We start from the raw sequence: 15413 nt of genomic DNA, 5'->3' as shown, positions 1-15413 counted from the left end.
GACGATGCCTTGCGTGGGGCCTGCTCCTACCGGATGACGTTCGGAACGACAGGGTGGTAGCCGCGCACCGCACACCGAGGCGCGTGCCCGGCGTGCGGAGGGCAGCCCGATGCCCGCGTGCCGCAAACCCTTCAGTCCGGTATCACCCGCCGTCCACCAAGGCGGATCAGGGTCTGAGGGCTTCCGGTGCATGCATCGTGCACCCACCGACCCTGCTGAGGACGACATGTGCCTTGACGGACACTGCGAGCACAACACGGATCCCCTCGAACCCGACGCCGCGCACGGCGACGAATCGGGTGCTGGACTGGGACGGCGGCGGCTGCTCACCGCGGGGCTGGCCGGCGCCGCCGCCCTGACCCTCGCCCCGATCTCCTTCGCTCAGGCCGCCGAGGGCTCCTCCGACGGCACCCCAGCGGCCGGTGCCGAGGCCACCCGCGTCATCACCGGATTCCTGGAGACCGGGGCCGCGGACTTCGTCTACCTGCCCGTCGAAGTGCCCGAGGGCGTGCAGAAGATCGCCGTCTCGTACTCCTACGACAGGCCCACTGTCCCTGCCGGCACACCAGGCAACTCCTGTGACATCGGCGTGTTCGACGAGCGGGGCATCGCGCTCGGGGGCCGTGGTTTCCGCGGCTGGTCCGGGGGGTTCCGCACCATGTTCGAGATCTCCAACAGTGACGCAACGCCGGGGTACTTGCCCGGCCCGGTCAGCGCCGGCACCTGGCACGTCGTACTCGGGCCGTACCAGGTGGCGCCCCAGGGCATGAACTACCGCGTCCAGGTGACCCTGACCTACGGCGAGCCCGGCCCCGCCCACGTGAACAAGTACCCACCGCAGCGGGCCAAGGGACGTGGCCGTGACTGGTACCGCGGCGACTGCCACCTGCACACCGTCTACTCCGACGGAAAGCGCCTGCCGAGTGAGGTCGCGGCCGGCGCCCGTACCGCCGGGCTGGACTTCATCGTCTCCACCGACCACAACACCCCGGCCTCGCACGGCGTATGGGGCGAGTACGCCGGGCCGGACCTGCTGATCATCACGGGTGAGGAAGTCACCACCCGCAATGGGCACTGGCTGGCCCTCGGGCTGCCGCCCGGCGAGTGGATCGACTGGCGCTACCGCTCGCGCGACGACGCCTTCGGCCGCTTCGCGCGCCAGGTGCGCCGCGGCGGCGGCCTCGTGGTCCCCGCGCACATGTACTGCGCGTACGTGGCCTGTCAGTGGAAGTTCGGCTTCGACGACGCCGACGCCACCGAGGTGTGGACCGGCCCGTGGACCTACGACGACGAGCACGCGGTCAGCACCTGGGACCAGAAACTCGGCGAAGCCGTCCGCGCCGGCAAGCGCTGGCTCCCGGCCATGGGCAACAGCGACGCGCACAGCGATCCGCAGGTCATCGGCCTGCCGCACAACGTGGTGTACGCCGACGACCTGGCCACCGACTCGATCATGGACGGCGTCCGAGCGGGCCGTAACTGGATCGCTGAGTCGGCCTCCGTCAAGCTGACCTTCACCGCCAGCGGCCACGGCGGACAAGCCGGTATCGGCGAGAAACTCAGTGTGCCGGCCGACGCGCCGGTGGATGTCCGCCTCGACATCCAGGGCGTACCCCACGGCACCATCCGCTTCATCACCGACGAGGGCCAGATGCACCAGGAATCGGTGGACGCCTCCGGCTCCGGCACGGTGGTGTGGCGGACGACCGCTTCACTCGCGGCGTACGTGCGCGCCGAAGTGCGCCACCCTATGGCGGACGGAAGCCCGGGGCAGGGCAACACGATGGGGGACGCCCTGCTGTTCGGACCCATGGCCGCCCTGACCAACCCGATCTTCCTGACCACCACATCGGCCGGCTGACAAGGGCTTGTTCCTCCCGCGCCGGCGAGATTCCACGTCTCGCCGGCCCGGCGGAGGCGATGGAACCGGGGCGTGGTGTGCGAGCTGCTCGCCGTCTCCCCCCGAAGGCCTCAGCCCCATGGCAAGCCACCATTCGATGCGTCCGCCTGCAGCGACCATCGGCGGCGGCCAGGTCGGTGACGTCGGCGACGACTCGCCAGCAGCTGTAGGTTCTCTCTGGACTTGGCGACGTCGCACGAACGTGACGGCCCACGTGGAGGATCCGCCGTCGTCGTGAGACGGCGGGCCGTGTGTCATCGATCGTTGTCGACGTGATGCCTCACAGCCGCCGGACGCGCAGCACGCCGGTCAGCATCGGGAGAGTGAACTCGCCGCGGGCGGTCTCCGGTCTACTCGCGAGGAAAGCACGGATCCGGCCCAGCGTGGCTTCTCGTTCCTGCTCTGGCATGACCAGCACCCCCGCGCGCGTCGCGATGGTCGCGACCAGAAATTCGGCGGTACGCCGCTGCCCGTGCGGGAACACGGCCTGCTCCGGTGAGCCGAACCGGGCGGCCGCGCCGTTCTTGGGACGGTGCATGTCGGCCGTCTCGGCGCGCCAGCTGGCGGGCGTGTCCCGCGGGCCGATGGCCGCACTCCCGCTGACCCGCGCGAGTTCGGCAACCCACTCGACCTGGTCGTCCATCAGGTTCCACAGGCCGGCCAGGATGCCGCTGGGCGCGAGGATCCTGGCGATCTCGGGTCCCGCGACGGCCATGTCGAACCAGTGCATGGCGTTCCCGGCCAGCACGGCATCGACAGAAGCGTCCGGCAGCGGTATCGCCTCGGCGCTGCCCGGCAGGGCACGGACATCCGGCAGTGAGCGGCGCAACTCGGTCAGCATCCCCGGGTCGGGCTCGACTGCGATGACTTCGGCACCCAGTGCGACCAGCGTGGCGGTCAGTTTGCCCGTTCCGGCACCGAGGTCGAGCACGCGCGGGCCCGGCGCGGGTTGAAGCGCCCAGCGCACCGCGGCTTGCGCGTAGTCCGGGCGGTGTTCGGCGTATGCGCCCGCCGCCGCGCCGAACGACGAGGCGTGACGCAGCCGTTCATCCTGGTCCACACGGTCACGCTAGCGGTGCTGCCGACGGTCGGCTACCCCGCCTCACCACGTCGGCGACGCCAGCCCGGGTGAGATCGTTTGCGTCGGTCCTCCTCCCCCATCGGCCTCAGCCTCGGATCAGCATCGGCTCCCATCCCACAGACCTCCGCCCAGCCGCGGTCCCACGGACCAAAAATGGCAGTCGGCTCGTACCCCAGTTTCCGAATTCACCGGACGCACAAAGAAATGACGGCGGCCGTCGGGATCCGATTTTCGCCGGACCACTCGGTATCGGCCCGCACCTTCGGCTCCATCCATCCATCCATCCATCCATCCATCCATCCATCCATCCATCCATCCATCCATCCATCCATCCAGTCTGGGCGCGAAATCTACGGCCGGACCACCCCTTCTGCGCTTCCACTACGTGATTCTGCACAAGTGAGAACCTCGGACCGCACCGCCCGTTTCCAGGAATTGAACGCGTAACAAAGAAGGTATTGACAGCCCGTCATTCCGAACCGGCTAATTATGCGGACGCGTTCTTACGCGCAAGCTCCTCTCCCTCCTCATCGGCCCGATACCGAGGGCCCGTCACGATGGGTACGCAGTGAAGGAATCCCCGCTCCGAAGAGAGCGCATATCCGTGGCCACGACGCTCCGGCGCGGTGCCGCCGCCCTGGGGCTCACCGCCCTCGCCCTGCTGGGCATCCAGACGCCCGCGCATGCCGCGCCGGCCCCGGACCCCTCAGCCGGCACCAGGACGACGCGCCTCGACACCGCGTCCGGCACCGAGGACCCCGCCATCCACCTGACTCCCGTGTGCGGCACCCCCGCCAACGGGCACGCATCGTGCTACGCCATGCGCTCCGCCGGGCAGCCCACGCTGCTCCGGCTGGCCGCGGCACAGACGCCGCCGGGGCTCGGTCCGCAAGACCTCCAGAGCGCCTACAGCCTCCCGGCCGACGGCGGCGCGGGACAGACGATCGCCATCGTCGACGCCTACGACAACCCGAACGCCGAAGCGGACCTCGCGGTCTACCGCGCCCAGTACGGTCTGCCGGCGTGCACCACGGCCAACGGCTGCTTCACGAAGGTGGACCAGCGCGGCGGCACCGACTACCCGACGTCGAGCGACATGTGGGCCGGTGAGATCGCCCTCGACCTCGACATGGTCTCCGCGGTCGCCCCGCAGGCCCACATCCTGCTCGTGGAGACCGACAACGACGGACTCGACCGGCTCGCGGCCGGTGTCGACGAGGCGGTCTCACTGGGCGCGAAGTACGTCTCCAACTCCTATGGCCGTTCCGGCGATTACCCCACCGACGCACCGGCCTACGGTTCCTCCTACGACCATCCCGGCGTCGCGATCGTCGCGGCGAGCGGGGACAACGGCTATGGCGTCGCGTTCCCGGCCACCCTCCCCACCGTGACGGCGGTCGGCGGCACGAATCTGGTCGCCGACCCGGCAAGTCCGCGCGGCTGGGAGGAGACGGTGTGGAAGCGGGCCCCCTACGGGCCCGGCTCGGGCTGCGCGTCGTACCAGCCCAAGCCCGTCTTCCAGAAGGACACCGGCTGCCAGGGACGCAGTGTCACGGACGTGTCGGCGGTCGCTGACAACGTTGCCGTCTACTCGACGTTCGGCTCGCTCGGCACCGGCTGGCAGCGCTACGGCGGCACCAGCGCCTCCACTCCGTTGATCGCCGGCGTCTACGCGCTGGCCGGCTCCCCTCGCCCGGGCACCTACCCCAACGCGTATCCGTACGCCGCCGGCGGCGCCGGACTGAACGACATCATCTCCGGGTCCAACGGCACCTGCACCACCGCCTACCTGTGCACGGCGGGTACCGGCTACGACGGCCCTACCGGTCTGGGCACCCCGGCCGGCCTGGCGGCCTTCCGCAGCGGCCCGAGCGGCACGTTGTCGGGCGAGGTGAGGGACGCCAGGACCGGCAAGCCCGTCGCCGGCGCCACCGTGGGTTCAGGGCTCGACGTGGCCACGACCCGCACCGACGGCACGTACACCCTGAACCTGCCCGCCGGTGAGGTGAGCGGGCTGACCGTCACGGCCTTCGGCTACACCACCACGACACCGGTCACCCTGCAGATCGAGGACGGCAAGACGGTGACCCGCGACTTCGGGCTCACCGCGCTGCCCCGCACGCATGTGCGCGGGACCGTGCGGGACGGATCCGGGCACGGCTGGCCGCTGTACGCCCGGATCGCAGTGGCGGGCTCACCGGAGACGCCGGTGTGGACCGACCCGGTGACCGGCGACTACGACATCTCCCTGCCGAAGCACGCGGGTTACACCCTGAACATCACGGCCGCTCTGCCCGGTTACGAGGCCGTCGCCCGCAAGGTGACGGTGGGCGGCAGGACGGTGACCGCCGACGCGGCGCTGACCGCCGACCCGGACGCGGCCACCGCCGTCGGCTACGACCTCCGCACCACCGAGCACGCCGAGGGATTCGCCTCGGCCTCGGCCGCGCCCGAGGGCTGGACAGTGACGAACGCGCCCGGCAGCGACAACGGCTGGCGGTTCGACGACCCGATCCAGCTGGGCAACTCCACAGGTGGCAACGGGTCGTTCGCGGTCGCCGCGAGCGACAACGGGCCGTTCGGACCCCACCAGGACACCTCACTGGTCAGTCCCGCCTACGACCTGTCCGACGCCCAGTCGGCCGTGCTGACGTTCAAGACCAACTACATCACCAACACCGGTCAGCAGCACATGACCGTGGACGCCAGCAGCGACGACGGCGCCACCTGGCAGAACGTGTGGGGCGGCCCCAAGTCGAGCGGCGAGGCCGACCACCTCACCGTGAGAGTCCCGCTGCGGCAGTACGCCGGACAGCCGTCCGTACGGCTGCGCTTCCACTTCGTCGCGAACTGGGCGTACTTCTGGGCGATCGACGATGTGAGCGTGCAGAACCGGACGCTGCAGCCGGTCCCGGGCGGGCTGACGGTCGGTACCGTCGAGGACGCCCGGACCGGCGAGGCGATCACCGGCGCGAAGGTCGCCGACGCCTCGGCCCCGGACACCGCCGCGGTCACCGTGGCCACACCCGAGGACCCGGCCGTCGGCGACGGCCTCTACACCCTGTTCTCGGCCGGCGCCGGCGTCCACACCCTCGGCGTCACGGCGGACGGCCACGTGACGCTCACGCGACGGGTGGTGGTGCGCGAGGACGGGGTCACCCGGAAGGACTTCGCGTTGCAGGGCGCGAAGTAGCCGCCGCGAAGCAGTCGAGCGCCGCGGGCGGTGCCGTGTCCACGGGCACGGCACCGCCCGCGGCGCCAGTCGGCGGCGCGAGGGCGGGGCCGGAGGGCTTGGGCCGGAGGCTTTCTGGAGGACCACTGGCAGCGGCGTCTGCTAGTGGTCCTCCAGCCACCCCCGTTCTGCCGCCAGGAGGGCGATCTGGAAGCGGGTGCGGGCGCCGAGTCGGGTGCCTGCCTCGCTGACGTGTTTCTGAACGGTGCGACGGCTCACCTTGAGCAGACGGGCGATCGTGTCGTCCTTCAGTCCGGTGGCCATCAGGTGCAGGATCTCCCGCGTGCGGGGGTCCGGTTCCTGTGTCGCCGGGGTGTCTGCGGGCAGCGGACCCTCGGGCGTCGGTGGCGGGGCGTCGGTCCGGCCGGACAGTGACACCGGCTCCGCGCGTTCCCACACGCTCTCGAACAGCGCCACCAGTGCCTCGACGAGCGCGGGCGAGTGGACCACCAGGGAGCCGGCGGCCGGCCGGTCGCCGTGCACCGGAAGCAGGGCCGCCACCCGGTCGAACACCACGAGCTTCACCGGCAACCCTGACGCCAGCCGCAGTTCCCCGCCCTGCCCGGTGCCACGCAACGCCGTGGTCAGGGACACCGCGTCGGTGAAGCCCTCGGTCTCGTACACCGAGCGCATACGCACCCCGTCCGCCACGCCCAGTTCCCCCGCGGACGCCTCGGAACCTGTGACGTACGGCGGTTTCGCCAGGTGCAACACCTCGGATGCGCATCCTTTGAGCAGCTGGCCGTAGCGCGCCGACACCTGCTGTTCGCGCTCCAGGAGCTCCACCAGGTGCGCCGCGCGCGGCCCGGACACGGTCTCGTACATTTCTTGAAGGCGCTCCACGAGCACTTCGGCGTGTGCCAGTTCGGCCCGCCGACGGGCCAGCAGGGCGCCGAGGGACGAGCGCGGGGGGCCGGCCGCCCAACGTGGCGTGGTGCCGTCGATGCGCAGTGCCAGCGAGGCGTCGGCGAGGTGTCGCAGGGCCCGTTCCGCGTCCGCCGCGGACACGCCGGCCGCCGACGCCACCTCGGCTGCGTCCGCCGAGGGCACCGCCACCAAGTGCTCCAGCACGCGCCCGGTCCGCGCATCCAGACCGGTTCCCGACCATGGGCTGTCCGCGGGTGCGTCCATGGGCTCTGACACTCCTGTGCGCTGCAAGGCCGGGCGAACCCGAGGTGACGGGTGGGGAACCGACGTCGATGCTACGTCCGTTCCGACAGGCCCGGCGCCGTCACCGCACGAGGCCCCGCCGAACGCCAGGGCACCAAGGATTCGTCGTCCCGTTCCACCGCTGGAAGTCGAGCGTACGATCGGCTGGCGCGTGAACGCCCGACGCACCGCGCACACGGCACGTTGGTCTCGGGTGGCGGTGCTGGACGGGCGATGGTCCGTACTCGTCGATCACGACGTGAGTGCGGCCAAGAGGTCCGGGATCAGTGCCGCGTTGGGGTGGCTCAGGGGTACGGTCAGCACCGGCTTCTCGACGCCCACCTGAGACACGCAGACCATGCCGTTGTACAGCTGTGGAGCGCTGATCGACTCCCACGGCAGGGAGAGCTGGGGCTTCGCACACGCGATGCCGCCCTGGCTCACCTCCAGGCTGCCGCCGACCGTGACGGTCTCACCTCGGCGAACCCGGGCGACCAGTTCGGCGAGCAACCGGGGCTCCAGGTAGTGCCTGGCCAGGTTCACCAGGAAGATCCACTCCTCAGGCTGGTCGGCTCGGCGGCCTCCCTTCGAGAAACGCACGTCGACCCTGGGCCCGCCGTTGTACGGGTACCGCCCCACCCTGAAGTCCCACTTGTTGTCGTACAACGTGGGGAACATGAAGCGTTTTTCGGCGATCCGGGTCGCTGAGTAACCGACCCACTCCACATCGTCGAGCGCGATCGATTTCCGGCCGTACGTGATCACCCGTGGGTCGGCGTGCAGATGTGTCCAGCCGACCGTGGTGTCGAGGACCGGAACCGGGTCAGGCTGCGCCGGCCCCACGGCCCGCATCGGGTCCTGCGGGGGCGTCGACGCGGGGGACGCGTTCCGGGGGCCAGGGGCCGCCGCCGCAGGTCGCGGGGCCGGCTCCGGTCGCCTCGGGGGTCGCGCGGGCTGGTCCTGCCGTGAGTCGGGCCGCCCCGACGTCGCACCGGTCTCTCGCAGTGCCGTACGGTGTGCGGGATCGAACCCGGCGGCTGCGGCAGCGTGTTCAAAGAGCCAAGCCGGTGTATGGGCGCGCGGGTAGGCGGCCAGGTCGTCGCGGTAGTGTTCGGGCGCCAGCAGATGGTCGTCGGGGAAGGGCTGGTCACCGTAGTCGTACTCCGTGGTGATCCGGGCGTCCGTTCCAGCGCTGTGGCTCACGGCGAGCAGCAGGCGCCACCATGGTCCGGCCGGCATCTGTGCGGCGAGGTGTCGCTGCCGGCGGACCAGCACGGCTATCTGCTCGGGTACCAGCACGTCGGTGCTCGTGTTCCCGCACCAGAACCGAAGCTGGGCCACCTCGCCGGAGACCGTGAAGGAGAAGGCCGCCACGAAGCGGTCCCACCCCGGCGGGCCGAGCACGGCCAACTGCTGCGCGATCGGGTCGAGCAGCCGGGACGCCCTGGCCGCGAGGACCTCCTCGGTGGGGGCGTCGATGGTGAACGAACTGATGCCCGCGGGGCCTTCCGACGCGGAGTCGAGCCGCATGACCTCGTCCCTGAGGCCGGCCATGAACCCTTCCTCGGCGGGCCTACGGCGAACGTACGCCTCTTCGGCGCGGAACATCTCCTCCGCCTGCTGCGGAGGGATCGAGCTCGATACCTCCTTGACCCGCCCGATGTCGCTCACCAGGAACACCGACCGGCCCACCGGCATGTCCAGGAACGCCATCGGATCGCTTTCGTCGATGTCCACCGGCGCGTATACGCTCCACCCCGCCTCGAAGCGGTCCGCCGCCAGGCCCTGCGTGGGGTAGTCGAGGCGGCGGGCGCGGATCCGCTCCACGACCAGTGAGATCGCCCGTGCTGCGGCCAGCTGTCCGCCCTCGGGCGTCGAGACGTGGTCGAGAGGGTGGCCGGCCTGGCCGCCGGGGGCGGTGCCGACGGACGACCTGCCGCGGTAGTGCTGCGTGAGGTCGAACCAGAGGCACACCTCCTCGGCCGTCTCGGCATGGACATCGGCCGTGATCACCGACCAGGAGCCGCCGGCGTCCCGCCCGTAGAGCGTGACCGCGTCGCCGCCGTCCCGGCCGGCTACGACGTAGTCCGCCTCGTGGAGATCGCCGAGTTCGGCGGCCTCGGCGAGCGTGGGCACCGTGGAGCTGACGCGATCGCCGAAAGCCTGGCCGTTTACGTCGATGGCGGTCAACACCTAGTCGTCTTCAGGAGTGGGGGCGTACTCGAAGCCGACCGGAGGGCTGTCGTCCCAGGCCGGCTCCGACCGGCTCAGGGCATCGTGCCTGCGGCGCATTTCCACGACGACGGGGGCGGGGGCATGGGCGACGAGGACCGACCAGGTGCCTGTGGCGTCCCTCCCATAGAGGGTGATGTCGTCGTGGCCATGACGGACCGACACGTAGTTCGTACGGTGGCTGTTGCCGTAATCGGCTGCTTCGCCGAGGGTGGGTGCCGTGGAGACGATACGTTCCGCGAGCCGTTTCCCGTCGGCATCGGTGGCAGCCATCACGTAGCCGGTCATCAGTCCTGCTCCTGTCGCTACCGGAGTGGGATGCAGGGTCACCCGCCACCCTAGTGGCTGACGGGATCGGTTGGCCGGTGGTCGGAGTGCCTCTGTGCCAGGGAAAACCCTGCTTCGTTGGAGGAGTTGGCGGTATTGGGCGGGATCGGTGAAGACCCGGTCGAGGAGGCGGCCCCCGACCGATGAGTTCCGCCTCGCCGCGTCGTCTGCATGTGTGGGCCGTCCCCTTCCGCGATCGTGGGAGGCCCGAGATGAGATGACAAGGAGCGTGCAACCGTGGACCAGGAGAGCGTGAGCGCCACCCTGACTTTCCCCGTGCCCGCCGCGAGGGTGTTCGCGGTGCTGGCGGACCCGACGACCCATGCTGCGATCGACGGCACCGGCTGGGTCCAGCAGCCCGTCGACCGGGCGCCGCTGACCGAGGTGGGGCAGATTTTCCGGATGGGCATGTATCACGCCAACCATCCAAACGGTGACTACGAGGTGGTCAACAAGGTCCAGGTGCTCGACCCGCCACGCGCCATCGGCTGGCTGACGGGACAGAAAACGAGTGATGGGCGCCTGGAGTTCGGCGGTTGGATCTGGCGTTACGACCTCACACCCCTCGGCTGGTCCGAGACCGAGGTCACGCTCACCTACGACTGGTCGGCAGTGCCGCAGTACATCCGCGAGCGCGGTATCCAGTTCCCGCCCTTCGGCCCGGAACATCTCACCAACTCGCTCCATCACCTGGCCGAGCTTGCCGCACCGACGTCCCGGACCTGCAGGCCCAGCGGCCAGGCGCCCGGCGGGCGGCTGTAGCAGTCCACTCGAACGAAGATGCCGGCAATGCGGGCATCAGTCGGACACCGTCGCTTCAGCACCCAGGGCCAGGGACCACTAGGACAGCTCGCCCCACGCCCTCACGATCCGTCCCATAGGCCCAGACGTTTTAGCCGGCGCTGCCGGAGCCGCTCTGCCGCGGCCGTGAGAAGTGTCGGGCTCCCCATTTCTGGATCCGGGTCGGACGCTGCCGCCCGCCCAGAGCCCGGTCCACGACCCAGAACGCTGCACCCACTGACCGTCGCCAGTTCGCCACGCCGCAGGCGTATGGCGCGGATTCGCCTGTCTCTCCCTGAGGCTCACGGCCTGTTGTCATGGGCATTGACTCCGGAGGCGGACATTGGTTCAGTGGATCAGCCACTGAGCCACCGGGAGGACTGCGTGGAAGCACTGCCCCGCGAAACCATCGTCGATGTCCTGGAGAGCCGTCTGCGCGAGGACATCCTCGCCGGACAGCACCCGGCCGGCAGTTATCTGCCGCCGGAACGCACGCTCGCCCACGGCTACGGCGTCACGCGCACCACCCTCAAGCACGCGTTCGGGCGTCTGGTGCAGGCCGGACTTCTGGAGACGCGGCACGGTGTCGGCACCCGTGTCCGGGACTACCTGCGCCTGGGCGGCACCGATCTGCTGCCCATGCTCGTGCGGCACAGCCCCGACTGGATCAGCGAGGTCTTCGAAGTGCGGCGTCACATCGGCGCGTTGATCGCCGAGCGCGCCGCGGCGCGGGCCACCGGCCCGCAGCGTGCCGAGCTCTGTACGCTCCTGGAGGGTGTGGCGGGGGCGGCGGACGCCGATGCCGTTCAGCTTGCGGACATCGAGGTCCACCGAGCCCTGGCACGCGCTACCGGCAACCGCGTCTACGTCCTGCTGACCAACACCCTCTTCAACGCCTATCTGCCCGTGCGCGCGGCGCTCAGGGCACCGTTCGAGGACGCCCGGGTCGCCCACGCACGCCTGCGGCCGGTCATCGACGCGGTCGGGGCGGGCGACGAGGCCGGCGCCCGGCGGGCGGCCGAGCAGTATCTGACGGCGACCGAACGGATCATGCTGAAGGCTCTCGCATGAGCGCGGACACAGCCGCAGGCAAGTGCGGGAGCGACGGGGGCCGATCAGCCCGTGGTACCGGCTTCAGCGAGACGATGCTCGGTACCCTCACGCTCGACGGCGAGGGTCACGCCCGACGGATCCGCCTCGATCTGACCGTCTCGGCGGACCACCTGCTGAAGCCCTTCGGTACCACCCGTGCCCGCGCGACCGGCCGGATCCGTGTCGCCGGATGGGCCGACGACCCTCACGCCCACGGCGAGTTGGAGATCTCGCCCCTCGCGCGCCGCCGCATCCGTTACCGCATCACCTTCACCGCGGACGGCCGACGGCTCACCCTCGACGGCTGGAAGTCCATCACCTGGCGCAGGCCCATCGCCTCGATGACCGTGTTGCCGTACACCGTCTTCGAGGACGCCATGCCGATCGCAACCGGCACCCTCCGCTTCCCCCTCGCCACCCGACTGCCGGCATTCCTTGCCAGTTTCCGCTTCCCGCGGCGGGAGGATCCCGGTGCTCTGCTCGCGCCCCGCTGGCGCGGAGAACAGGGCCGGATGGAGGTCTGGTACACCACCATCACCGATCCGGGCTCCGGCAGCGGACTCTGGCTGCATCACGAACTGACCGTGCCGGCCGACGGATCCCCGCCGTACGCGCACGGCTGGGCGGCCATGTTCCCCAAGGACGGCCCGGTGCGGCACGCCCGGTTCGGCCCGGTTCCGTGGACTTCCGGGCAGCCCGGCTTCAGCGCCGACGGGGTCACGGTCCGACCCGGGCGCCTGACCGGGTCCACCGCAGACGGGGCATTGCGCTGGGACCTCACCGAACGGCCCGCGGACGAGCCGCTGTTCACCTTTCCCCGCTGGTCCTGGCGTCGGCCGCTGCTGCCGGCCGCCCACATGCTCCCTGCCGCGCGAGCCCTCTACGACGGCACCCTCAGCCACGACGGTACGACACTGACGCTCGGCGCGGCGCCGGGTGCCTCGGCCCGGATCTACGGTCAGGGCAACGCCCGCCGCTGGGCCTGGCTGCACGCGGACCTCGGCGGCGGAGACGTCCTGGAGATCGTCGCGGCCGTATCCATGCGTCCAGGCCTGCGCAATCTTCCGCCCCTGGTCTTTCTCCGGCTGCGCCGAAACGGCCGCTGCTGGCCACGGCGCCCCGAACGGCCGGCCGTCGGCTGGGCCGGCGCGGGCCGCTTCCGTGCGCGTATCGGCCTGCCCACGTGGACGGTCACCGGCCGCGCCGGCCTGCGCCGGATCCGCGTCGAGGTCACGCAGCCGCCCGACCGTACGCTCGCCCTGGACTACACCGACCCGGACGGCCGCCGTGCGACGTGCCGCAACAGCGAACGCGCCGACGCCCACGTCCTGCTCCAGCGATGGTGGTTCGGCGGCTGGCGCACCGAGGCGGAGTGGAGACTCGACGGCACGGCCCACGCGGAGGTGGGCACACGATGACTCTCGCCGGCCTCGTGTCCGCCCTCATCGCCGACGACGGCACCACCGACTGGCCCCGCCGCGTCCCCGCCCGGCTGGAGACCCTCCTCGCCGCCACACCGCTCGCCGCCCGGGCCGGGCTGCGGGCAGCGGCGCGCGGCATCGACGCGTACGCCCTGGCACGCACTGGGCGCCATCTCTCCCAACTCTCCTCGCACGAAAGGGGGTTAGTACTCCGCAGGCTCACCGCACGTCCCGCCCTCCTCCCGCTGCTGGACGTGCTGAAGGTACCGGTCCTCCTGGCGGCCGGCACCGAACGAATGCTCCAGGACGGCCCCGTACCGCCGGCCCTCATACGGCAGGACCCGCCGCTGAACCTGACACCCGCGTCCGCCTGGCCCGCCCGTACCACCGCCGACGCCGTGGTCATCGGCTCGGGCGCGGGCGGAGCCATGGCGGCGCGGACCCTGGCTCGCGCGGGCCTCGACGTCGTCGTTCTCGAAGAGGGACAGCACCACCCGACCGAGTCGTTCGGCCGGCGTACGCCCCTCGACCGGTTCACCGGGCTCTACCGGGACGGCGGAGCGACCGTCGCCCTGGGCAACCCTCCCCTGCTCCTGCCGACGGGCCGGGCAGTCGGCGGCACCACCCTCGTCAACTCCGGTACCTGTTACCGGACTCCGTCCCGCGTCCTCGCCCGCTGGAGCCTGGACTTCGGCTTCACGCTCGCGGACGGCTTCGACCAGTACCTGGACGAGGTCGAACGCACCCTGCACGTGGCCACCCAGCCCCTCGACGTCCTCGGCGCCAACGGCCGTCTTGCGCTCATCGGCGCCCGCGCACTCGGCTGGCAGGCCGCGCCCCTGCGCCGGAACGCAACCGGCTGCCAGGGCTCCTGCCAGTGCGTGGTGGGCTGCCCCACCGGCGCCAAACAGAGCGTCCAGCTCTCCGTGCTGCCCGACGCCTGCGCGGCAGGTGCCCGCATCGTGACCGGGGCACGGGCCGAGCGCATCCTCGTCGACGCGGACCGGCCCGGTGGCCCGCGGGCGGCAGGGGTGCGCGTGCACCGCAAGGACGGCGCGGTAGAGATCCTCGCGCCCCTGGTCGTCGTCGCGGCCGGCGCACTGCAGACCCCACCGCTGCTGCGCCGCTCCGGCCTCGGCCGGCATCCCCGCCTCGGCCGCAACCTCAGCGTGCACCCGGCCACGAGCGTCGCCGGACGCTTCGCCCAGCCCGTCATCGCCTGGAAGGGCGTACTGCAGAGCGTCGGCGTGGAGCAACACCACGATGAGGGGATCCTCATCGAGGCCACCGCCACCCCGCCCGGCATGGGCTCCTTCGTCCTTCCCGGACTGGGTGCCGAACTACGGCACGAACTGGAGAACGCCGACCGGCTCGCGACACTCGGTGCGATGATCGCCGACCGCCCCCGCGGGCGTGTCCTCGGCCGTGACCGCACACTGATCCGCTACGACCTGGACCGCCGCGACGGGGCACGCCTGACGAAAGCCGTCCGCGCCATGGGCGAGTTGCTCTTCGCCGCGGGCGCCGAAGAAGTGCTCACCGGCATCCCCCGCACACCACGCGTGCGCAGCCTCGCCGAGTTGGACGCCGTACTCGCCGCCAGCACCGCTCGGCAGCTGCACCTGTCGGCCTACCACCCCACCGGCACGGTCGCCGCGGGCGCGAACCCCCAGCGGTTCCCGGCCGACCCCGTGGGCCGGCTCCGCGGGGTACACGGAGTGCTCGTCACAGATGCCTCCGTACTCCCCAGCTGCCCGCAGGTGAACCCCCAACTGAGCATCATGGCGGCAGCCCTGGCCGCAACAACCGCACATGTCGGCACATGACCACCCGGGACGATGTTCGTGGTGGTGCGGTGCGGTCTGCGCATGGAAGGCCCTTTTCTGTCTCAAGCGGCAAGAGGACATTCGGTTGTCCGAGACCTCCACTGCCTCTTGCACTGGCGACATGGGGCAGATCACCGCCGAGATGCGAGCCTCCTTCCTTCGCGACGGATTCGTCGTCGTGCCGGACGTGCTGGACGCGGCGCAGATCGCGCGAGGGCGACGGATCGTCGAGAGGATGCTGGAGCGGAAACCGCGGACCAAACTCACGCGTGAGCTGCTGCGGCCCGGGCTGAGCGTGTGCGAGCCGGAGTTCGCGCAGCTCGCCCTGACGCTGCCGCCCTGGCCGAACGCGGACCCGACGCACTGCGCCTTC

General features: G+C 70.9%; 10 protein-coding genes. 6 read left to right on the top strand and 4 right to left on the bottom strand.

The window, feature by feature from the left end; translation table 11 throughout:
- The first annotated feature begins 226 nt into the window (after window positions 1-226).
- Window positions 227-1861, top strand: coding sequence for a CehA/McbA family metallohydrolase (locus SRB17_RS24335; RefSeq protein ID WP_153542135.1), 1635 nt, complete (start codon window positions 227-229; stop codon window positions 1859-1861).
- A 319-nt stretch (window positions 1862-2180) separates the two neighbouring features.
- On the opposite strand, the gene SRB17_RS24330 is transcribed toward SRB17_RS24335, so the two are convergent.
- Window positions 2181-2960 (bottom strand): class I SAM-dependent methyltransferase, encoded by a 780-nt coding sequence (locus SRB17_RS24330; protein WP_323376174.1) that lies wholly within the window; start codon window positions 2958-2960, stop codon window positions 2181-2183.
- Between the two features lie 625 nt (window positions 2961-3585).
- Here SRB17_RS24330 and SRB17_RS24325 point away from each other — a divergent pair.
- Window positions 3586-6174, top strand: a complete 2589-nt coding sequence (locus tag SRB17_RS24325; RefSeq protein WP_323376173.1) for a carboxypeptidase regulatory-like domain-containing protein — start codon at window positions 3586-3588, stop codon at window positions 6172-6174.
- Between the two features lie 141 nt (window positions 6175-6315).
- Here the strand turns inward: SRB17_RS24325 and SRB17_RS24320 are convergent, their stop codons facing one another.
- The 3 genes from SRB17_RS24320 to SRB17_RS24310 form a co-directional block, all read right to left on the bottom strand.
- The gene (locus tag SRB17_RS24320; RefSeq protein ID WP_153542133.1) at window positions 6316-7344 is read right to left on the bottom strand and encodes a helix-turn-helix transcriptional regulator; all 1029 of its coding nucleotides are present in this window, start codon (window positions 7342-7344) and stop codon (window positions 6316-6318) included.
- A gap of 270 nt (window positions 7345-7614) precedes the next feature.
- Window positions 7615-9552, bottom strand: coding sequence for a hypothetical protein (locus SRB17_RS46540; RefSeq protein ID WP_228396217.1), 1938 nt, complete (start codon window positions 9550-9552; stop codon window positions 7615-7617).
- Window positions 9553-9555: 3 nt separating this feature from the next.
- A complete protein-coding gene (locus SRB17_RS24310) occupies window positions 9556-9882 on the bottom strand; it encodes a hypothetical protein (protein ID WP_153542131.1) in 327 nt (108 codons plus the stop codon).
- Window positions 9883-10158: 276 nt separating this feature from the next.
- On the opposite strand from SRB17_RS24310, the gene SRB17_RS24305 reads away from it, so the two are divergent.
- The 4 genes from SRB17_RS24305 (at window position 10159) to SRB17_RS24285 (ending at window position 15040) form a co-directional block, all read left to right on the top strand.
- A complete protein-coding gene (locus SRB17_RS24305) occupies window positions 10159-10683 on the top strand; it encodes a polyketide cyclase (RefSeq protein ID WP_323376172.1) in 525 nt (174 codons plus the stop codon).
- Window positions 10684-11085: 402 nt separating this feature from the next.
- Window positions 11086-11772, top strand: a complete 687-nt coding sequence (locus SRB17_RS24295) for a FadR/GntR family transcriptional regulator (protein WP_323376171.1) — start codon at window positions 11086-11088, stop codon at window positions 11770-11772.
- Window positions 11769-13211, top strand: coding sequence for a hypothetical protein (locus SRB17_RS24290; RefSeq protein ID WP_153542127.1), 1443 nt, complete (start codon window positions 11769-11771; stop codon window positions 13209-13211). Before SRB17_RS24295 ends, SRB17_RS24290 begins: the two co-directional genes overlap by 4 nt.
- The gene (locus SRB17_RS24285; protein ID WP_153542125.1) at window positions 13208-15040 is read left to right on the top strand and encodes a GMC family oxidoreductase; all 1833 of its coding nucleotides are present in this window, start codon (window positions 13208-13210) and stop codon (window positions 15038-15040) included. The genes SRB17_RS24290 and SRB17_RS24285 overlap by 4 nt, the downstream gene beginning before the upstream one ends.
- Window positions 15041-15413: the final 373 nt, after the last annotated feature.

Origin of the sequence: Streptomyces sp. RB17, from assembly GCF_009604455.1 — a bacterium.
Taxonomy (GTDB): Bacteria; Actinomycetota; Actinomycetes; order Streptomycetales; family Streptomycetaceae; genus Streptomyces.
The sequence above is the reverse complement of the archived record's forward strand: the minus strand, read 5'-3'. Positions and strand labels throughout refer to the sequence as shown.

Bases quoted from the DNA above. Each gene is read 5' to 3' on its own strand.
- SRB17_RS24285 (WP_153542125.1), top strand. From the start codon at position 13,208: ATGACTCTCGCCGGCCTCGTGTCCGCCCTCATCGCCGACGACGGCACC.
- SRB17_RS24320 (WP_153542133.1), bottom strand. From the start codon at position 7,344: ATGGACGCACCCGCGGACAGCCCATGGTCGGGAACCGGTCTGGATGCG.
- SRB17_RS24290 (WP_153542127.1), top strand. From the start codon at position 11,769: ATGAGCGCGGACACAGCCGCAGGCAAGTGCGGGAGCGACGGGGGCCGA.
- SRB17_RS24310 (WP_153542131.1), bottom strand. From the start codon at position 9,882: ATGACCGGCTACGTGATGGCTGCCACCGATGCCGACGGGAAACGGCTC.
- SRB17_RS24335 (WP_153542135.1), top strand. From the start codon at position 227: ATGTGCCTTGACGGACACTGCGAGCACAACACGGATCCCCTCGAACCC.